Genomic DNA, 17763 nt, shown 5'->3' with positions numbered 1-17763 from the left:
GCATCCCTGGGCTTTGCGCCAGCTTAGCCAGGCGTCGCTAGCGGGTATCCGTACACCGAGGCCGCGAACCAGCGGTACAGTTTTCAGGAGTCGACCGAGGGTTGCGAACTGTCCTGGCTGCCTTCGGCTTCATGGCGACCGGCCAGCGCCTGGTTGAAGGCCAGCCAGCCTTCGGCGGCGTCCGCTCCGGCCGTGACCAGCGCGGCCTGCACCAGCCGCATCTGCTCGCGTCTCAGGGTCTGCTCCAGCGCGGCGCCGCCGCGGGTGAGCGACAGCCGTCGCTTGCGCTTGTCCGTCGCGTCGGTCGCCATGGCCACCAGTTGCATCTCCAGCAACTGCCGCAGCGGAATGTTCAGCGCCTGCTTGCTGACGTTGAGCACGTCCAGCAGGGCCTTGTTGCTCAGTCCCGGTTCGCGGGCGATGAAGAACAGGATGCGCTGGTGGACCCGGCTCAGGCCGCGGCGCGCCAGCATGTCGTCGGCCTTGGCGGTGAACGCCTGATAGCCGAAGAAGAAGGTCTCCATGACCAGGCGCTGCTGGGTGGTCTGATTTAGGTCAAGCATATTGACTTGTCTTTCCGGAGTGCATTAGGGTCGGTCAAGTAGTTTGACTCATTAGCCGGCCACGGGCCACAGGAGGGCAGATGGCATTTTCCGAACGGGTAAGCCGACTCAAGAGCAGCCTGATCCGCGACATCCTGGCGGCGGCGCAGCGCCCGGAAGTGATGTCCTTCGCCGGCGGCCTGCCCGCCGAGCGCTGTCTGCCGGCGGTGGACTGGAGCCGGATGCCGGCCGGCCTGGGTCAGTACGGCATGAGCGAGGGCGAGCCGGCACTGCGCGAAGCCATCGCCGCTCAGGCACGCGGCTATGGCCTGGACTGCACGGCGGACCAGGTGCTGGTGACCACGGGTTCGCAGCAGGCCCTGGACCTGATCGCCAAACTCTATCTCGACGTCGGCACTCCGGTGCTGGTGGAAGGCCCCACCTATCTCGCGGCGCTGCAGAGCTTCCAGTTCTTTGGCGCGGATTGCCTCGAAGTCAGTCTGGCCCCGGAGGGACTGGATCTGGCTGCCTTGCGTCTGCAGCTGGAACGGCGGCGCCCGGCCTTCGCCTATCTGATCCCGACCTTCCAGAATCCTTCCGGCGTGCGCTATTCCGCGGCCAACCGAGCGGCGGTGGCGGCCCTGCTGGACGAGTACGGTGTGACCCTGGTCGAGGACGAACCCTATCGCGAGCTCAGCTATGACGGCGCGCCGGCACGACCGCTGTGCGCCCAGCTCCGACGCAGCGCCTGGATCCACACCGGCAGCCTGTCCAAGACGCTGCTGCCCGGCCTGCGCGTGGGCTACCTGATCGCCTCGCCCGAGTTGCTCAAGCCGCTGCGGGCGCTCAAGCAGGCCGCCGATCTGCATACCTGCCGCATGAGCCAGTGGCAGGTGCTGCAATGGCTGGGCAGCGAGCGCTATGCCCACCACCTAGAGGAGGTGCGGGCCTTCTACCGTGAACGCCGCGATGGCTTCGCCCTGGCGCTGACACGACATTTCGGCGATATCGCCGATTGGCAGATGCCGCAGGGCGGTCTGTTCTTCTGGTTACGGCTGAAAACGCCCCTGGATACCCGTACGCTGCTGGACGCCGCCCTGGCGCAGGATGTCGCCTTCATGCCGGGCGAGCCGTTCTTCGCCGAGCCGGATCGTCATCGCGGTCTGCTGCGGCTCAATTTCAGCCACGTGCTGCCCGAGCGGCTGGACACCGGCCTCGCGCGCCTGGCCGGCGTGATCCGCTCGGCCACCCCCCATTGCAAGGAGCTGTGAGATGTATCAGGTCTATGGCGATCGTCGTTCCGGCAACTGCTACAAGGTGGTGCTGATGCTGCACCTGCTCGGCGTGGAGTATCGCTGGCACGAGGTCGATATCCTCGCTGGTGAGACCCGGAGCCAAGCCTTCCTGGCGAAGAATCCCAACGGCAAGATTCCGGTGCTGGAGCTGGAAGACGGCACCTGCCTGTGGGAGTCCAACGCCATCCTCAACTTCCTCGCCGACGGCACGCGCTTCCTGCCCAGCGAGCCGCGCCTGCGGACCCAGGTGCTGCAGTGGCAATTCTTCGAGCAATACAGTCACGAGCCCTATGTGGCCGTCGCGCGTTTCATCCGGCTCTACCAGGGGATGCCGGCGGAGCGCCTGGAGGAGTACGAGGTCTGCCAGGTACGGGGCTACAAGGCGTTGCGGGTGATGGAGCAGCAGCTGCAACGCACGCCCTTCCTGGTCGGGGAGCAGTACTCGATCGCCGACATCGCGCTCTATGCCTATACCCATGTTGCCCATGAAGGCGGCTTCGGACTGGACGGCTATCCGGCGATCCAGGCCTGGCTGGCGCGCGTGGCAGCGCAGCCGGGGCATGTCGCCATCGGCTGAAATGCGAACAGGGGAGCCGGGCTCCCCACGGGATGCCAGTGCGTGCTCAGCGGGCGCTGACCACGAATTGCCAGTACTGGTTGAGGCGGCGCTCGCCACCATTGGCGGTCAGCAGCACCGAGGATGGCGGCTTGGACTGCAGCTCAGGCAGAGATTTCATCAGCGTCAGCCAGTTGCTGTAGTAGGTCTGCAGGCAGCGCCGGGCGGTGCCGTTGTTCTGCAGCGAGGTGAGGGCTCGCTGATAGGCCGGCTCGATCTGCGACAGCGCCTGGACGACGCAGGTGTCGGTATCGGAAAAGCGGGCGGTGTCGCCAATGCGGGTGCCGGCGATCACCGCCTTGTTCGCGCAGCTCTTGAAGGCAATCATGCTGGCCTGCTCGAATTGCAGGGCATTCTGATCCATGGCGAACGCGGGTGCGCTGCAGACGGCGGCGGCAACGAGGGCTAAGGCGTAAAGGTGGCGGTTCATGGTGGCGTCCCTGACTACGTCGGTACAACGTGGTGGCATCAATGCACAGCGGCAGACTGCGCCGCCAGACGAATGTTCAGCGCGAAAGGCGGCAAAGCGCCATCAGGTGAATTCCACCAGACCGACGGTAGTGAGACCTATGAACAGGGCGGTCAGAGCGACCATGGCGAACGCCAGGAGATAATCTTCCATCAGGGATTTCCCTACTACGATGACGGCAGTAGGACCGATGGCAAATGGCCAGGTTCTGGCGAAGTCGGGAGCGAGAGGAGCTGGCCGACGAAAGGTCGTCAGGCCGGAGGGAGGGCGACGACGCCCGGTGGACGTCGTCGCCTTGACATCACTCTTCCAGACGATTCTTGTCGAGTTGCTTGGCCAGGCCGGCACCCAGGTCGGCACCGGTCACCGGCGCGGCATTCGGATCTGACATCGTGCGGGTGGCGAGCTGCTCGATCGCCTTGGCCTGCATCGGTGGCAGCTTGACGCTGGCCAGGCCGTCGCCACCATCCACGGCCGGTCCGGGCTGTTCGACGAACTCCCAGTCCTGACCCTGATTCCAGGGTCCACGCATGTCGCCTTCGCCTTGCGACATATTGTAGTAGACGCTGGCGAATTCGGGGCGGGGCGACACCTTGCCCTGGGGGAAGTTGGGCTGAATGGAATGCAGCGCGTTCTCGAAGGACTTCTGGTGCGCGATCTCGCGGGTCATCAGAAAGCTCAGGGTGTCCTTGATGCCGGCATCGTCGGTGACGTTGATCAGGCGCTCGTAGACGATCTTGGCCCGGGCTTCGGCGGCGATGTTGGACCTGAGGTCGATGGTCGGTTCACCGATGGTGTCGATGTAGGCCGCGGTCCAGGGTACGCCAGCCGAGTTGGTCAGGGCCGGACCGCCACCATAGAGAATCTGGGTGAGGTGGGAGTCGTTGCCCGCGCCGGTCAGAGAGCGGTACAGGTCCGCTTCGTCCTGGGTCTTTTCCGCCAGGTCGCCCTTGGCGCCCTTGTTCAGCATGGCGATCATTGAACCGATGATTTCCAGGTGGCTGAGTTCTTCGGTGGCGATGTCGAACAGCATGTCCTTGCGGCCCGGGTCGAGCTCGGCTATCGCCTGGGTGAAGTAGCGCATGGCGGCGGCGAGTTCGCCTTGGGGGCCGCCGAATTGCTCCAGCATCAGGTTGGCCAGGCCGGGATTGGGCTCGGACACGCGCACGGTGTATTGCAGTCGCTTGTTATGGACGAACATGTAACCTCCAGGGGCTAGTCACGGTATAACTCGGGCGGTTCAGCGCTTCGCGGTGAGATCGGGATCGGCGGAGCGTTCGAGGAAGGCACGGGTGGTGGCGGGCAGGTCTTCCAGCAACCAGGCCGCCATGGCCTTCTCCTGTTCGAGGATGCGTTCGCAGGCCTGCTGCGTTTCGGTGTCGCCGATCTCGGCAGCCGCCGCGATCAGCGTGGTGTAGGTGGCAATCTCGATGTTTTCGAAGACGTAACCGGCGATGGCACCCTTGATGACCTCATCGCTCATGGGCGCGCCGCCCAGGGTCTGGCCGAGCGCCATCAACTTGCCGCCCATGTCCTTGAGGGTCGAGGCGCTGCTGCCGTGACGGCTCAGGCAGCCTTCGATGATCTGGCGCTGCTCCTGGGTTTCCCTGATGTGCTGCTCGATGCGCTGGCGCAACTGCGGGTAGTGCTCCAGCCGGGCGGACTGGGCGGAGAGCATCTTCTCGGCCTGTTCCTCCATGGCGTGGGCATCGCGCAGCCAGTCGATGAGGTTGTCTTGCTTGGAAGAGGTCATGGAAAATTCCTGCTCGTGGAGAAGGGCGACAACGGGCTGGAGGGCCCCGCCAGATTGCGTTCTGTCTGCTTATTAGTGGCCCTGGCCTAGCGAGAGATTCGAGGCGCGACAGCCTTTCTGATCGATGGGGAAAGCTCGCCCTTTTTGTTCTACAAGCCCAGCGGCCGGGGATCGTCTGGCAGGGTGAGTTATTGGACAGGAGCCCTGCGGCTGTATAACTCTTGTCCTAGCCCATTCTGGCCTTTAGTCATATCTTTGCCGTTCGCGCCGCCAAGGAAACCGTTCATTCGGTAGTTGCCGAAGCCAGGGGCATCTGTGTCAGGATTCGGGGAATGCACGGGAAGGAGTCAGCATGAGAGGGCCTGAGGAACAGTCGCCAGGCGCACGCCCGGCCAGGCCGCTGGAGGCACGCTGGCCGGATCCGAACGCGCCGGGGATGGCGGCGGAGCAGATCATCGCGCAACTGCGCGCGGCCGCCGCCGATGCCGACTGGGCCTGGTACCAGCGCCGCGGCAACTGGTCCTGCATGGCCATCGGCAATGGCGCCAGTGCCTGGCCGGAATTGCTCGATGACGAGGCCCTGGCGCAGCTGTCCGCCGAGGCCGGGCTGCACTGCCATCCCACCGGCAGTGGCCCGACGCCTCTGGGCTGGTTGCTCGCCCGTCCCGATGGCCACACCGATTTCCCCGCGCTGGCCCTGAGATTCGGCTTCGTCCTGCAGCGCCTGCAGCTGCAGCGGGCCCAGGCCATCCAGCAGGTGCTCTACGACATTACCTACCTGGCCAGTTCGACCCTGGATCGCCAACTGTTCATGCAGCGGACTCACGAGCTGCTGGTCTCGCTGATCGACGCCGAGAACTTCTTCCTGGCGCTGCAGGATGCCGACTCGGACCAGATCCACTATCCCTATTATTTCGATCAGCGCGACGAGAGTCCGCCGGAGCCCGGCTCCTTCGAGCTGATGGATCGCGAGCGGCCCTGCCTGACCGCCTATGTGCTCATGCACGGGGTACCGCTGCTGCTGGCCAAGGAAGCGATCGAAGCGGCGCAAGTGTCGGGGCCCTACTATTGTCAGGGCTCGGTTCCCGAGTTCTGGATGGGCATCCCGCTCAAGGACGGCGCCGATCGCACCTTCGGGGTGCTCAGCCTGCAGGTCTACGACCGCGAGCGCCGCTACGGCCCAGAGGACCAGGCGCTGTTCCAGGTGATCGCCCGCGACGTGGCCATGGCCCTGGATCGCATCCTCCGGCGCGAATCCCTGGAAGCCACCGTGGGCCAGCGCACCCAGGAGCTGTCGGAGGTCAATGCCCGGCTGCGTGAGCAGATCGCCGAGCGCGAACGCGCCGAGCAGTTGCAGGCGGCGCTGTTTCGTATCGCCGAGCTGTCCAGCGCCAGTACCGACATGCCGGAACTCCTGGGCGGCTTGCACCGGGTGGTGGGTGAGTTGCTCTATGCCCACAACTTCTATATCGCGCTCTACGACGACGCCTCGGGCGAGGTGAGCTTCCCCTATTTCGCCGACGAGCGCCGTACCACGGCGCCCGTCACCCGGCGCGGCACCCGTGGCTATACCGAGTACACCATCCGCCAGCGGCGACCCTGCATCATCGATCGGCAGAAGGCCCGGCTGCTGATCGAGCAGGGCGAGATCACCCCGGTCGAGGGTACCCCGGAGGCCTACTCCTGGCTGGGCATCCCGCTCTACGACGGCAAGCACGTCCGCGGCGTGCTGGCGGTACAGAGCTATCGCGAAGACGTCTACTACAGCCGGCGCGACCAGGAGTTGCTTACCTTCGTCTCGCGCCATATCGATACCGCGCTGTCCCGGCGCAGCGCCGCGGAAGCCATCCAGCAGTCGCGCCAGGCCCTGGAGTTCAGGGTGCAGGAGCGCACCCGGGCGCTGGACGCGGCCAATGCCCGACTGCTGTACGAGAACAACCACGATGCCCTGACCCGGCTGCCCAATCGCAGCTTCTTCCAGCAACGCCTGGGCGAGCTCTGGGCAGCGCTGGAGCGCGACGGGACCGGTCTGGCGGTGATGTTTCTCGACCTGGACAGATTCAAGCGGATCAACGACCAGTTCGGCCATCCCTTCGGCGACCTGCTGCTGGTGGCCGCCGGTGAGCGATTGTCGAGCTGCCTGCGCGAGACCGACCTGCTGGCACGACTGGGTGGCGATGAATTCGCCATCCTGGTGCCCGGTGGCGGCCTGGATTCGCCGGTGGCCATCGCCCAGCGCATCATCGAGGCCTTCGATCGTCCGCTGGTGATCGACGACCACAGCCTGTTCGCCTCCTGCAGCATCGGCATCGTGCTGGCCGATCCCAGCCTGCATCGCCAGCCGGATGACCTGCTGCGCGACGCCGATACGGCCATGTATCGGGTCAAGCAGGGTGGGCGCGACAACTTCGCGGTCTTCAACCAGGAACTGCGCCAGGTGGTCTCCGATCAGGTGGTGCGTGAAGGCGCGCTGCGCAAGGCGCTGAAGAATGGCAACGAACTGGAGCCCTTCTTCCAGCCGATCATCGACGTCACCAGCGGCCGTGTGGCGGCGCTGGAGGCACTGATCCGCTGGCGTCAGCCGGACGGCAGCGTCCTGGCGCCGGGCGCTTTCCTACCCGAGCTGGAAGGCATGCGCCTGATCGGACGCCTGGATACCTACATGCTGACGCGCATCGCCGCCACCCTGGCCGAGCCGACCCAGGCGCACTGGCCGGTGGTGCACGTCAATTGCTCCAGCTACAGCATCGTACGGCCGGACTTCGCCGACGAGGTGCTGAGCATCCTGGCCGCGTATGGCGTGGCGCCGTCGCGGATCTGCCTGGAGTTGACCGAAGGGGCCCTGGTCGCCGAGCCGGAACGCGCCAAGGCGGCCATGGAGGCCCTGGATCGCCACGGAGTCTCGGTGGTGCTGGACGATTTCGGCGCGGGCTTCTCCTCGCTAGGCTACGTCCACGAGTATCGCTTTCGTGGCCTCAAGATCGACAAGTCCTTTGTCCTGCGTCTGGCCGAGAGCGCGCGCAGCGTCGCCATCGTTCGCGCCATCGTGCGCATGGCCGAGTCACTGGGGCTGGATGTGGTCGCCGAGGGCGTCGAGGACGCCCAGGCGTTGCAACTGCTCAGGGACATGGGTGCCCGCCACGCCCAGGGTTATTTCTTCGCCCGCCCGCTGGATCTGCTCGCGACCCGGCGGCTGCTGGCCAGGGTCGTCGACTAGAAGGCGACGCCGGCGACCAGGATCAGGTTGGTGTAGGGCTGGCACTCACCGGTGCGGATCTGCACCCGCGCCTGGCGACACAGGGCCTTCATTTCGTCATGGGAAACCAGGCGGCGGCTGCCCAGGGCACCGCTCGCGGTCAGGCGTTCCAGTTCGCCCAGGGCCGGGGGCTGGGCGGTGAGGGTTTCCTCGGCGAGCAGATGACTTTCCACCTGCATCTCGCTGAGCAGCGCCTGCAGCACACTGAGAAAGTTTGGCACGCCCGGGGTGACGGCCAGATCGACCAGCGGGGTGCCCGGCGGTACCGGCATGCCGGCGTCACCGATGACCACCAGGTCGCCGTGACCGAGACTGGCGACGGCCTGGGACAGGGCGATGTTGAGCAGGGAGGTCTTTTTCACCGGGCGAGCTCCTGGCGGGTGGGGATGGACGGCTGGGCGCCCGGGCGGGTGACGGCGATGGCGGCGGCCTGCTGGCCGAGGGCGATGGCGGCATCCACGCTCAGACCTTCTGCCAGCCCGGCGGCGAAGCCACCGAGGAAGGTGTCGCCGGCGGCGGTGGTGTCCACCACCTTGACCGGCGTGGCCGGGTGGTGGCGGCAGCTGTCGGCGGTGACCTGCAGCAGGCCCTGGCCACCCAGGGTCAGCAGCACCTGGCGGGCGCCGGCGGCGACCAGCTGACGCGCGGCCGCTTCGGCCCGCTCCAGGGTGTCCACCGGCAACCCGGTCAGCAGGCTGGCTTCGCTTTCATTGGGCACCAGGTAGTCGATATGGGCGTACCACTCGGCCGGCAACGGACCGGTGGCCGGCGCCGGATTGAGGATCACCGTCTTGCCCAGCGCATGGGCGCGGGCGAGGGCGTCGCCCACGGTGGCCCGCGGCACCTCCAGCTGGGCGATCACCAGCTTGGCCTGGTCGAGCACCTGCTCCTGGGCCTGCAGGTGCGCGGCGGACAGCTCGCCGTTGCCACCGGCGACGATGACGATGGCGTTCTGGCCCTGGTCATCCACCAGGATGGAAGCGATGCCGGTGGGAACCTCGGCAGCCACCGAGACGCCCCGGCAGTCGATGCCTTCCTGCACCAGGCTGCGAGTGAGAAAATCGCCATAGGGATCGGCGCCGACGCAACCGATCATGGCGACCCGGGCGCCCAGGCGTGCCGCGGCGACGGCCTGATTCGCGCCCTTGCCGCCGGGTGCGGTGGTGAAGGTATGGCCGGCGAGGGTCTCGCCGCCCTTGGGCAGGCGCGGGGCGCGCACCACCAGGTCCATGTTCAGGCTGCCGATGACGACGACGTCAGGGTGCATGGGAGGTCTCCAGAGCAGAGGGCGCCGCGGTGGATTCGCGCAGCACCAGCCGGGGTACGGCGATGTCGTGGGTGGAGGGGCTGCCGACCGTCTCGCGGCGCGCCAGCAGGAGCTGGGCGGCGCGCTCGCCGAGGTCACGGATCGATTGGCCGATGGTGGTCAGGGCCGGGTAGAGATAGCGGCTGAGTTCGATGTCGTCGAAGCCCACCACCGAGAGCTGGCCGGGGACGCTCAGGCCCAGCTCCGCGGCGGCGCGCAACACGCCCAGGGCGATGGTGTCGTTGCCGGCGAAGATCGCGGTCGGGCGCTCCGCCCGGGCCAGCAATTCGCGGGCCGCGCCATGACCGGCCGCGGCGGTGAAGGGGCAGCGCTGGATGGCGCCAGGCGCGAGGCCGGCGTCCGCCAGGGCCTCCTGGTAGCCGGTGATCCGCTCGCTGGCGACGGGGGAGTCGGCCGGGCCGCCGATGCAGGCGATCCGCCGATGGCCGAGCTCCAGCAGATGACGCGTGGCGAGCAGGCCGCCCTGGTGGTGATCGATGCGGATATGCGCGGCCTGGACCCCGTCCAGCGGCCGGTCGGCCAGCACCAGCGGGATGCGCAGGCCGGCGAGGGCGCGGGCGAAGCGCGGATCGCCGTCCACGGTGGCGACCACCAGGCCGTCGATGCGGCGCTCCTTGAGCACCCGCAGATAGCGCAGCTGCTTGTCGGCATCGTCATCGGAATTGCAGAGGATGACGCTGTAACCCTGGCGCTCGCAGTGATCCTCGATCCCCCGCGCGAGTTCGGCGAAGTAGGGGTTGACCACATTGGGCACCAGCACGCCGAAGGTGCCGGTGGCGCGACTGCGCAGGGAGCGGGCCACGCCGCTGGGCACGTAGCCCAGCTCGGCGATGGCCGCCTCGACCTTTTTCCGTACGCCCGGACTGACCGGGCGACTGTTGTTCACCACGTGGGAGACCGTGGTGTAGGAGATGCCGGCGCGGGCGGCGACATCCTTGATGGTCGCCATCAGCCCTTGCTCTTGGCGCGCTGGCTGCGATAGGTGTCGAGGATCACGGCAACCACGATGACCGCGCCGGTGATGATGCGCTTGGTCGGCTCGCTGGCGCCGATCTGGGCCAGGCCGGCGGCCAGTACCGAAATGATCAGCACGCCGAAGAAGGTGCTGATCACCGAGCCGCGGCCGCCCATCAGGCTGGTCCCGCCGATCACCACGGCGGCGATCACCTGCAGTTCCAGGCCCACGCCGGCATTGGGATCGGCGGCTTCCAGGCGGGAGATCTGGAACAGCGCCGCCAGGCCCGCCAGCAGGCCCATGAGGGCGAAGACGATGACCTTGTAGGGCTTGGGATTGATCCCGGCCAGGCGCACCGCTTCCTCGTTGGTGCCGATGGCGATCAGGTAGCGCCCGAGCACCGAGCGGGTCAGCAGCAGCTGCGCGACCACGATCACCAGCAGGGCGATGACGAAGGAGGGCGAGATGCCGAAGGCGAAGGGCGTCGACAGCCAGGCGTAGGCATCGCCGATATAGGCGGTGCGCGAATTGGTCAGCTGGTAGGCGGCGCCACGGGCCATTTCCAGCACGCCCAGGGAGACGATGAAGGAGGGGATGCGCCAGGCCACGGTCACGCTGCCGGTGAGGGTCCCGGTCAGGGCCGCGCAGAGCATGCCCAGGGCGGCCGCCGGCAGGATGCCCCAGCCCCATTCCAGGGTGGCGACGCTGACCACGGCGGCGGCCAGGGCGACCACCGAACCCACCGAGAGATCGATGCCGCCGATGATCAGGATGAAGGTCATCCCGGTCGCCAGCACCATCAGATCGGGGATCTGGTTGGCCAGAGTGGTGAAGGTGGCATAGGAGAGAAAGTGGCTGCTCATCAGGGAGAACAGCACGATCATTGCCAGCAGCGCAGCGGCCAGACCGATGTAGGTGCCCAGGCCGAGGCCGAAGGCACGCCGGGAAGAGGTGACGGGAAGACTGCTCATCGAATGGCTTCCTGAGAAAGGGTTTGCGGCGGGACAGGTTCTTCCAGCAGGGCTTCGCGGGAGCGATAGCCGGCGAAGGCGGCGGCCAGCAGCCGCTCCTGATCCCAGTCATGGCGTTCGAAGGTGGCTTCCAGGCGGCCCGCGGAGATCACGCCGATGCGATCGCAGATCAGCATCAGCTCGCGCAGGTCACTGGAGACCACGACCAGGGCCTTGCCCTGGCGGGTGAGTTCGGCCAGCAGGCCATAGATCTCGAACTTGGCGCCGACGTCGATGCCGCGCGTGGGTTCGTCGAACAGCATCACCTGGCAATCGCGTTCCAGCCAGCGCCCGATGACCACCTTCTGCTGGTTGCCACCGGAGAGTTCGCCCACCGGCTGGGTGCCATCGCTGCAGCGGATGCGCATGCCCTTGATATGGCGCTCGGCCAGGGCCGCTTCCCGCGTGCCACTGACCAGGCCCTGCCGGGCGACCTTGGCCATGTTGCCCAGGGCGATGTTGGCGCTGATCGGCTGGCTGAGCAGCAGGCCTTCGCCCTTGCGGTCCTCGGTGATGAGTGCGATGCCCTGGCGCACCACCTTGGCCGGCGAACCCAGGTCGACCGGCTTGCCGGCCAGGTGCACCGCGCCGGAATCGGCCTGATCGGCGCCGAAGATCAGTCGCAGGAGTTCGGTCCTTCCGGCGCCGATCAGGCCGGAAATACCATAGATCTCGCCAGCGCGGACGCTGAAGGAAACGTCCTGGACCTTGTCGGCGCGCGTGAGACCCTTGACCTCCAGCAGGGGCGGGCCGAAGCGGCGTTCGCCCATGTCGAGGTGCTCGCCGAGATCGCGGCCGACCATGAGGCTGACGATCTGCTCGGTGCCGTACTCCGCCATGGGCGCGTCGGCCACCAGCCGACCATCACGCAGTACCACCAGCTGCTGGGCGATGCGCTTGAGTTCTTCCAGGCGATGGGAGATGTAGACCAGGGCCACGCCCCGGGCGCGCAGGCGCTCGATCTGCTCGAACAGCAAATCCACCTCGCGCGAGGTGAGCATCGCGGTCGGCTCGTCGAGAATCAGCACCCGGCAATCGCCGATGAGGTTGCGGGCGATTTCCACCATCTGCTGGTGACCCACGCCCAGGTCGGCGATGGGGGTATCCGGATCTATGGCCTCCAGGCCGACCTGGGCCATGGCCAGCCGCGCCTGCTCGCGCAACTGGCGTCGGTCGATCCAGCCCAGTCGCCGGGGCAGGCGATTGAGAAAGAGATTTTCCGCCACGGTGAGGGTGGGCAGCAGGTTGAGTTCCTGCATGACCATCCGCACCCCCTGGGCTTCCGCCTCACGGCGGCTGCCCGGGGCATAGGGTCGGCCGAGGAAACTCAGCTCGCCGGTGGTGGGTTGCACCAGGCCACAGAGGATCTTGGACAGGGTGCTCTTGCCGGCGCCGTTTTCCCCGGTGAGCGCCAGCACCTGGCCGGCGCGCAACTCCAGGTCCACGCCGCCGAGTACCGGCTGGGCATAGGTCTTGCCGATGCAACGAGCGCTGAGGATGACCTCGGACGACATGGGGCTCTCCTTGGCTCAGGGCTGGGTGACGAGTTCGACCGGCGTCTCGATCACGCCGTCCTTGGCGCCGGTGGGCTCGCCCTTGACCAGCTTGAGCGCGGCGTCGATACCGAACACGGCCTGCTTGGCGGCGAACTGGTCGGCGGTGGCGAGGACGCGGCCGTCTTTCAGCATCGGGTGGATGGCCTTGATGTTGTCGTAGCCGACGATCTGCACCTGACCTTTCTTGCCGGCGGCCCGCACGGCGGAGACGGCGCCCAGCGCCATGCTGTCGTTGCCGGCCAGCAGGGCCTTCAGGTCGGGATACTCGTTGAGCATCGCCGCGGCGACGGCATTGCCCTTGTCGATTTCCCAGTTGCCGGACTGCACGCCGACGATCTTCATGCCGGCCGCTTCCATGGCGTCCTTGAAGCCCGCGGTGCGCTGCTGGGCGTTGGTGGTGGTGGAGACGCCTTCGATGATGCCAACCTGGTCACCCTGCTTGAGCTGCTTGGCGAGGTACTCGCCCACCAGCCGTGCGCCCTTGCGGTTGTCGGGGCCGACGAAGGGGATGTCCAGGGACTTGGACTTGAGCACCTCGGGATCCAGGCGGTTGTCGATGTTGACCACCTTGATACCGGCGTCGCTGGCCTTCTTCAGCACCGGTACCAGCGCCTTGGAGTCGGCCGGGGCGATGACCAGGGCATCGACCTTGGACACGATCATCTGCTCGACGATACGGATCTGGCTGGAGGTGTCGGTCTCGTCCTTGATCCCGTTCGAGATCAGGTCGAAGTCAGCAGAATGCTCTTTCTGATAGGTCTTGGCGCCATCTTCCATGGTCAGGAAGAATTCGTTGGCCAGGGACTTCATGACCAGCGCGACCTTGGGCTTTTCGGCGGCCGTGGCATGACTGGCGGTGAGCGGCAGGATCAGCGAAGCGGAGGCGAAAGCGATAGCCGCCAGCAGGCGGGCAGGGCGAAAGGCCAGCATAGGGGAATCTCCGAATTCTTATGGTTCTTGTGGTCGCGCAAACGTTTGCGCGTGATCGAGGATGTCCGCTTCGTTGGTAGCTGTCAACGCGAGCCACTACATGAATCGATTCAGCTCGCAGGGATGGCGGGTTGGCCCCGGCCACGCAGGCACCGGTATACTGGGCAATCGTATTCAACCAGGCGCCCGGCGCCCGAGAGTCTCTGCCATGTCCTTTTCCGAATCCGCCCTGAAGTCCCTCATCCGCGCCGTGCCCGATTTTCCCAAGCCGGGGGTGATCTTTCGGGACATCACGCCACTGTTCCAGTCGCCAGAGGGGCTGCGCGCTGTCATGGCGGAGCTGCTGGAGCGCTATCGTTCGGCAACCTTCACCCACGTCGGGGCGCTGGATGCGCGCGGATTCCTCATCGGCCCGATCCTGGCCTACGAACTGGGCAAGCCACTGGTGCTGTTCCGCAAGCAGGGCAAGCTGCCGGCCGAGCTGCTGACCGAGGTCTACAGCACCGAATACGGCGATTCGGTGATCGAGGTACACAAGGACAGCGTCAGTGCCGGTGATTCAGTGCTGCTGGTCGACGACCTCATCGCCACCGGCGGTACCCTGGTCGCCGCCGGCAATCTGATCCGCCGCCTGGGCGCCGAAGTCCACGAAGCCGCCGCCATCGTCGACCTGCCCGAACTGGGCGGCTCCAGGCGCCTGGAGGCCGCCGGCATCCCCACCTTCGCCCTGACGAGCTTCGCGCTGTCCGAATATTGAGTTTGCGTTGATCGCGGCCCTGGCGGTCCGCTGCCGCGGCCGCTCCTACAGGCGTACCGAACACCTGTAGGAGCGGCCCATGGCCGCGATAACGGCGCCGTACCTGACCGCAACGTCCTGCGGGTACCCAACTCCGTAGCGTGGAAAGCCGCGCAGCGCTTTCCACCTGGTGTGGTGCCCGTTCGTGGCCAAGGCTACGCCGTTGTCCGTCCTATGGTGATGCCTTTGCAGGCCTGACCGCATCGGCGGACCACCATGACTGTTACGGTTACTCAAATCGTAGGTTCGGTTGAGCGCAGCGAAGCCCAACAGCTCTTGCTCAGTGCCGGTCCCGTTGGGCTTCGACGATGGAGCCGTCTCAGCCCAACCTACTACGCTTTCTCGCAACCCTGGCAGCCTCTCGTCAAAGCCCAGCCGTAGGCTTTTTGGGCGCCAGCGGGTACAGATCCACCTCGTCCGCCAGCTTGGGCAGCTCGTCGAGGAAGGCGAGGGTGTGTGGCTGGTTGAAGTGGTCGTCCTGGGCGGCGAGCGAGATCCAGCGGGCCTGGACCACCCAGAGGTCATTGTCCTCGCTACCCTGGAATACCCGATAGTCCAGGCATCCCTCGTCCTGCACCGCCACAGCGGCGAGGTCCAGCAGGTGGGCGCCCAGCGCCTGGGAACGTTCGGGTTGGGCTCTGAACAGGGTGAGGCTGTAGACGTCCGCCATGGCGTGCAGGTCTCCTGGAGGTTCCAGGCTTCGACCCTGCAGGCGGGCGGACGTCGCGACCGACTCAGCGATTGATCAGGCTGAGGAATTCGGCGCGGGTGGCATCGCTGGCGCGGAACTGGCCAAGCATTACCGAGGTGACCATGGAGGAATTCTGCTTCTCCACGCCACGCATCATCATGCACATGTGCTGCGCCTCGATGACCACCGCAACACCGGCCGCACCGGTGACCTTCTCGATGGCCTCGGCGATCTGCCGGGTCATGTTTTCCTGGATCTGCAGTCGGCGGGCGAACATGTCGACGATGCGCGCCACCTTGGACAGCCCCAGCACCTTGCCCTTGGGCATGTAGGCGACGTGGGCCTTGCCGATGAAGGGCAGCATGTGATGCTCGCACAGCGAGTACAGCTCGATGTTCTTGACCAGCACCATCTCGCTGTTGTCGGAGGTGAAGAGTGCCTCGCCCACCACCTCTTCCAGCGTCTGCGTGTAGCCGCGGCAGAGGTACTGCATGGCCTTGGCCGCGCGCTTGGGCGTGTCCACCAGCCCCTCCCGGCCGATGTCTTCGCCGAGTCCGGTCAGGATCGAGGAGTAGTGCTGTTCGAGAGACATTTGGGTTCCTGTTTGTCGATAAGGAGGTTGGCGCTCGGATGAGACGTCACCCGAGTCGCGGAGTCACTCGTCGCGACCTTCGAGCATGGTGCGCTTGAGCAAGACATAAAGCGAGCCGGTGCCGCCGTGGCGGGGTAGGCAGGAGGTGAAGCCCAGCACCTGGGCGTGCTGGCGCAACCAGGTGTTGACGTGACTCTTGATCAGCGGCCGACGCCCATCCAGGCGCGCGGCCTTGCCATGGGTGATGCGTACGCAGCGGATCTCCAGGCGGGTGGCCTCGGCGAGAAAGTCCCAGAGGGTCTCCCGGGCTCTTTCCACGGTCATGCCGTGCAGATCCAGGCTGCCCTCGAAAGGGATCTGGCCGCTCTTGAGGCGCTTCAGCTGGGTGTCCTGGACGCCATCGCGGCCCCAGTAGAGTTCGTCCTCGGCGCCTACATCGATGACGAAGGCATCGCTCAGGCCATCCACCCGGGTCGTGGTCGAGGTCCTGGTCGCATCGGCCCGGCGCTGGGCGATCTGGCCCAGGTCGGCGCGCGACTTGCCGGTGTCGGCGCGATCCTGCCTGAGCGGACGGATCCCGCGGGTGAAGTCAGCGAAAGAGGCATCGTCGTCGTGCATGGCGTTCTCCGGTATAGGACGTCATTCTACCGGCGGGTCAGGACTCGTGCAGCAATCGGCTCACCGCGGCCAGCGCGGCCCTTTGCCGCTCGGGCCAGTCGCCGGCGATTTCCAGCACCGGCTGGCCGTGGGTCCGCAGCCAGTCGCGGCACTGGACGAAGAATGCCAGGCGCTCGGTGAGCTCCGGCTGGCAGCGCTGACCGTCGTCCTGCCAGGCGACGTCGCGCGGATCGAGCAGCAGGTGCAGGTCGTAGCGACGGGCCAGCAGCGCCGGCTCCAGCCAGGTGGGCGCCGCATCAAACAGCAGGCGACTCCACAGCAGGTTGCTCAGCAGATGGGTGTCCAGCAGCAGCAGGGCCGGCGCAGCGCGCCGTGCCTGGTCTTCGCGGCGCAATTGCTCGCGGGCGATGAGCTCCACATCCGCCAGGCGGGTGTCGGTGCCATGCTCCTCGCAGTATTCGCGAACGTACTCGTCGACCCGGACACCGCCGAATCTCTCGCTCAGTATCGTCGCCAGCCAGGATTTGCCACTCGATTCGGGGCCGGTCAGGACCACCACCTTCATCGTGCGGTCGCCAGGGCGCGGCGCCAGTCCAGCCAGCCATAGGCGGCGAGGCCGACGAAGACCGCATAGAGAATCGCGGTGGGGTAGAGGCCCTTGTAATAGAAGAGGCCCACATAGATGACGTCCAACACGAACCACAGCGCCCAGCATTGCAGCCGCTTCTGCGCCATCCAGAACTGGGCGACCAGACTGAAGCCGGTGAGCGCCGCATCCAGCCAGGGCAGGGCGGCGTCGGTATGGGTGCCCATTAGATAGCCGAGGGCAAGGCTACCCAGCGCACCTACGGCCAGACCCGCCAGCAGGGGCCTCGCCGCGAGCGAGCTGACCACCCGGCCCTGGTGCCGCTGGCCGCCTCTCAGCCATTGCCACCAGCCATAGAGCTGCAGCACGGCATATATGCACTGCAGCAGCATGTCGGAATACAGCTTCACGTCCAGGAAGATCCAGGCGTAGAGCACCACCATCACCAGGCCGATGGGCCAGGCCCAGATGTTCTGGCGGACCGTCAGCCAGACGGCGATCACCCCCAGAACGGCAGCCAGCAGCTCCACGGGCGACATGCCCAGCAGGGTGGTGAGGGACTCCAGAAACGACATGCTTCACATCCGGAAAGATTGAATTGGTCATTGTACGGCACCTAATGGCCGTCTATCGGTCTCTTCAACCGGTCTCGCTCTGGTAAGGTGCCGGGCGCTGACTTCAGCACGTGCTGTCTTGGGTACCGCGAAGGGCTGAGCCCTGCGGAGCGTCACGGTTCTAGCCCCGTTGCCGCCGGAGCCTGCAGCTCCGGCT

The 17763-nt window shown here is 66.3% G+C and carries 19 protein-coding genes; 4 read left to right on the top strand and 15 right to left on the bottom strand.

Going from position 1 to position 17763, the window contains the following annotated elements; translation table 11 throughout:
- Positions 1 to 83: 83 nt before the first annotated feature.
- Entirely contained in the window at positions 84 to 563 is a 480-nt protein-coding gene (locus tag QE393_RS08875; protein WP_273807217.1) for a MarR family winged helix-turn-helix transcriptional regulator, read from the bottom strand.
- Between the two features lie 80 nt (positions 564 to 643).
- Between QE393_RS08875 and QE393_RS08870 the strand changes: the two genes are divergently transcribed.
- Both QE393_RS08870 and QE393_RS08865 read left to right on the top strand, forming a co-directional pair.
- Positions 644 to 1813: a PLP-dependent aminotransferase family protein gene (locus tag QE393_RS08870; RefSeq protein ID WP_310043070.1), complete on the top strand. Its 1170-nt coding sequence runs from the start codon at positions 644 to 646 to the stop codon at positions 1811 to 1813.
- 1 nt (position 1814) lies between these two features.
- The gene (locus QE393_RS08865; protein ID WP_310043069.1) at positions 1815 to 2414 is read left to right on the top strand and encodes a glutathione S-transferase family protein; all 600 of its coding nucleotides are present in this window, start codon (positions 1815 to 1817) and stop codon (positions 2412 to 2414) included.
- A 46-nt stretch (positions 2415 to 2460) separates the two neighbouring features.
- Here the strand turns inward: QE393_RS08865 and QE393_RS08860 are convergent, their stop codons facing one another.
- The 3 genes from QE393_RS08860 to QE393_RS08850 all read right to left on the bottom strand — a co-directional run bounded on the left by QE393_RS08860 (position 2461) and on the right by QE393_RS08850 (position 4675).
- A complete protein-coding gene (locus tag QE393_RS08860) occupies positions 2461 to 2883 on the bottom strand; it encodes a hypothetical protein (protein WP_273807220.1) in 423 nt (140 codons plus the stop codon).
- Positions 2884 to 3223: 340 nt separating this feature from the next.
- On the bottom strand, positions 3224 to 4123 hold the full coding sequence (locus tag QE393_RS08855; RefSeq protein WP_310043067.1) for a manganese catalase family protein: 900 nt from the start codon (positions 4121 to 4123) through the stop codon (positions 3224 to 3226).
- A 39-nt stretch (positions 4124 to 4162) separates the two neighbouring features.
- Positions 4163 to 4675, bottom strand: a complete 513-nt coding sequence (locus tag QE393_RS08850; protein WP_273807221.1) for a ferritin-like domain-containing protein — start codon at positions 4673 to 4675, stop codon at positions 4163 to 4165.
- A 436-nt stretch (positions 4676 to 5111) separates the two neighbouring features.
- On the opposite strand from QE393_RS08850, the gene QE393_RS08845 reads away from it, so the two are divergent.
- Positions 5112 to 7892, top strand: coding sequence for an EAL domain-containing protein (locus QE393_RS08845; RefSeq protein ID WP_405046289.1), 2781 nt, complete (start codon positions 5112 to 5114; stop codon positions 7890 to 7892).
- Here the strand turns inward: QE393_RS08845 and rbsD are convergent.
- Genes rbsD through QE393_RS08815 form a run of 6 tightly spaced genes read right to left on the bottom strand, consistent with a single transcriptional unit; the run spans position 7889 to position 13709 of the window.
- On the bottom strand, positions 7889 to 8293 hold the full coding sequence (rbsD, locus tag QE393_RS08840; RefSeq protein ID WP_310043065.1) for a D-ribose pyranase: 405 nt from the start codon (positions 8291 to 8293) through the stop codon (positions 7889 to 7891). The two genes, QE393_RS08845 and rbsD, sit on opposite strands and share 4 nt — an antisense overlap.
- The gene (rbsK, locus tag QE393_RS08835; RefSeq protein WP_273807224.1) at positions 8290 to 9198 is read right to left on the bottom strand and encodes a ribokinase; all 909 of its coding nucleotides are present in this window, start codon (positions 9196 to 9198) and stop codon (positions 8290 to 8292) included. Before rbsK ends, rbsD begins: the two co-directional genes overlap by 4 nt.
- Positions 9188 to 10207, bottom strand: coding sequence for a LacI family DNA-binding transcriptional regulator (locus tag QE393_RS08830; protein ID WP_273807225.1), 1020 nt, complete (start codon positions 10205 to 10207; stop codon positions 9188 to 9190). The genes rbsK and QE393_RS08830 overlap by 11 nt, the downstream gene beginning before the upstream one ends.
- A complete protein-coding gene (locus QE393_RS08825; protein ID WP_208691311.1) occupies positions 10207 to 11184 on the bottom strand; it encodes an ABC transporter permease in 978 nt (325 codons plus the stop codon). Before QE393_RS08825 ends, QE393_RS08830 begins: the two co-directional genes overlap by 1 nt.
- The gene (locus QE393_RS08820; RefSeq protein ID WP_273807226.1) at positions 11181 to 12737 is read right to left on the bottom strand and encodes a sugar ABC transporter ATP-binding protein; all 1557 of its coding nucleotides are present in this window, start codon (positions 12735 to 12737) and stop codon (positions 11181 to 11183) included. The genes QE393_RS08825 and QE393_RS08820 overlap by 4 nt, the downstream gene beginning before the upstream one ends.
- Before the next feature lie 15 nt (positions 12738 to 12752).
- Positions 12753 to 13709 (bottom strand): sugar ABC transporter substrate-binding protein, encoded by a 957-nt coding sequence (locus QE393_RS08815; RefSeq protein WP_273807227.1) that lies wholly within the window; start codon positions 13707 to 13709, stop codon positions 12753 to 12755.
- A gap of 208 nt (positions 13710 to 13917) precedes the next feature.
- On the opposite strand from QE393_RS08815, the gene QE393_RS08810 reads away from it, so the two are divergent.
- Positions 13918 to 14466 (top strand): adenine phosphoribosyltransferase, encoded by a 549-nt coding sequence (locus QE393_RS08810; RefSeq protein WP_273807228.1) that lies wholly within the window; start codon positions 13918 to 13920, stop codon positions 14464 to 14466.
- A 403-nt stretch (positions 14467 to 14869) separates the two neighbouring features.
- Here the strand turns inward: QE393_RS08810 and QE393_RS08805 are convergent, their stop codons facing one another.
- The 5 genes from QE393_RS08805 to pnuC form a co-directional block, all read right to left on the bottom strand.
- Complete coding sequence (locus QE393_RS08805; RefSeq protein ID WP_273807229.1) at positions 14870 to 15175, bottom strand: putative quinol monooxygenase; 306 nt, start codon at positions 15173 to 15175, stop codon at positions 14870 to 14872.
- A 64-nt stretch (positions 15176 to 15239) separates the two neighbouring features.
- On the bottom strand, positions 15240 to 15788 hold the full coding sequence (gene folE / locus QE393_RS08800) for a GTP cyclohydrolase I FolE (RefSeq protein WP_133863117.1): 549 nt from the start codon (positions 15786 to 15788) through the stop codon (positions 15240 to 15242).
- 63 nt (positions 15789 to 15851) lie between these two features.
- A complete protein-coding gene (locus QE393_RS08795) occupies positions 15852 to 16406 on the bottom strand; it encodes a Smr/MutS family protein (protein WP_273807230.1) in 555 nt (184 codons plus the stop codon).
- A 37-nt stretch (positions 16407 to 16443) separates the two neighbouring features.
- Positions 16444 to 16971, bottom strand: a complete 528-nt coding sequence (locus tag QE393_RS08790; protein WP_273807231.1) for an AAA family ATPase — start codon at positions 16969 to 16971, stop codon at positions 16444 to 16446.
- Positions 16968 to 17531, bottom strand: coding sequence for a nicotinamide riboside transporter PnuC (gene pnuC / locus QE393_RS08785; protein ID WP_310045620.1), 564 nt, complete (start codon positions 17529 to 17531; stop codon positions 16968 to 16970). The genes QE393_RS08790 and pnuC overlap by 4 nt, the downstream gene beginning before the upstream one ends.
- Between the last annotated feature and the right edge of the window lie 232 nt (positions 17532 to 17763).

The sequence above is a fragment of the Pseudomonas sp. SORGH_AS_0211 genome (assembly GCF_031453455.1).
Lineage (GTDB): Bacteria > Pseudomonadota > Gammaproteobacteria > Pseudomonadales > Pseudomonadaceae > Chryseomonas > Chryseomonas aestiva.
This window is presented reverse-complemented; position numbering and strand designations above follow the sequence as displayed.

Bases quoted from the DNA above. Each gene is read 5' to 3' on its own strand.
- rbsK (WP_273807224.1), bottom strand. From the start codon at position 9,198: ATGCACCCTGACGTCGTCGTCATCGGCAGCCTGAACATGGACCTGGTG.
- QE393_RS08790 (WP_273807231.1), bottom strand. From the start codon at position 16,971: ATGAAGGTGGTGGTCCTGACCGGCCCCGAATCGAGTGGCAAATCCTGG.
- QE393_RS08830 (WP_273807225.1), bottom strand. From the start codon at position 10,207: ATGGCGACCATCAAGGATGTCGCCGCCCGCGCCGGCATCTCCTACACC.
- QE393_RS08820 (WP_273807226.1), bottom strand. From the start codon at position 12,737: ATGTCGTCCGAGGTCATCCTCAGCGCTCGTTGCATCGGCAAGACCTAT.
- QE393_RS08850 (WP_273807221.1), bottom strand. From the start codon at position 4,675: ATGACCTCTTCCAAGCAAGACAACCTCATCGACTGGCTGCGCGATGCC.
- QE393_RS08860 (WP_273807220.1), bottom strand. From the start codon at position 2,883: ATGAACCGCCACCTTTACGCCTTAGCCCTCGTTGCCGCCGCCGTCTGC.
- QE393_RS08805 (WP_273807229.1), bottom strand. From the start codon at position 15,175: ATGGCGGACGTCTACAGCCTCACCCTGTTCAGAGCCCAACCCGAACGT.
- QE393_RS08795 (WP_273807230.1), bottom strand. From the start codon at position 16,406: ATGCACGACGACGATGCCTCTTTCGCTGACTTCACCCGCGGGATCCGT.
- QE393_RS08810 (WP_273807228.1), top strand. From the start codon at position 13,918: ATGTCCTTTTCCGAATCCGCCCTGAAGTCCCTCATCCGCGCCGTGCCC.
- QE393_RS08865 (WP_310043069.1), top strand. From the start codon at position 1,815: ATGTATCAGGTCTATGGCGATCGTCGTTCCGGCAACTGCTACAAGGTG.
- QE393_RS08875 (WP_273807217.1), bottom strand. From the start codon at position 563: ATGCTTGACCTAAATCAGACCACCCAGCAGCGCCTGGTCATGGAGACC.
- QE393_RS08815 (WP_273807227.1), bottom strand. From the start codon at position 13,709: ATGCTGGCCTTTCGCCCTGCCCGCCTGCTGGCGGCTATCGCTTTCGCC.
- QE393_RS08845 (WP_405046289.1), top strand. From the start codon at position 5,112: ATGGCGGCGGAGCAGATCATCGCGCAACTGCGCGCGGCCGCCGCCGAT.
- QE393_RS08855 (WP_310043067.1), bottom strand. From the start codon at position 4,123: ATGTTCGTCCATAACAAGCGACTGCAATACACCGTGCGCGTGTCCGAG.
- folE (WP_133863117.1), bottom strand. From the start codon at position 15,788: ATGTCTCTCGAACAGCACTACTCCTCGATCCTGACCGGACTCGGCGAA.
- QE393_RS08825 (WP_208691311.1), bottom strand. From the start codon at position 11,184: ATGAGCAGTCTTCCCGTCACCTCTTCCCGGCGTGCCTTCGGCCTCGGC.
- pnuC (WP_310045620.1), bottom strand. From the start codon at position 17,531: ATGTCGCCCGTGGAGCTGCTGGCTGCCGTTCTGGGGGTGATCGCCGTC.
- QE393_RS08870 (WP_310043070.1), top strand. From the start codon at position 644: ATGGCATTTTCCGAACGGGTAAGCCGACTCAAGAGCAGCCTGATCCGC.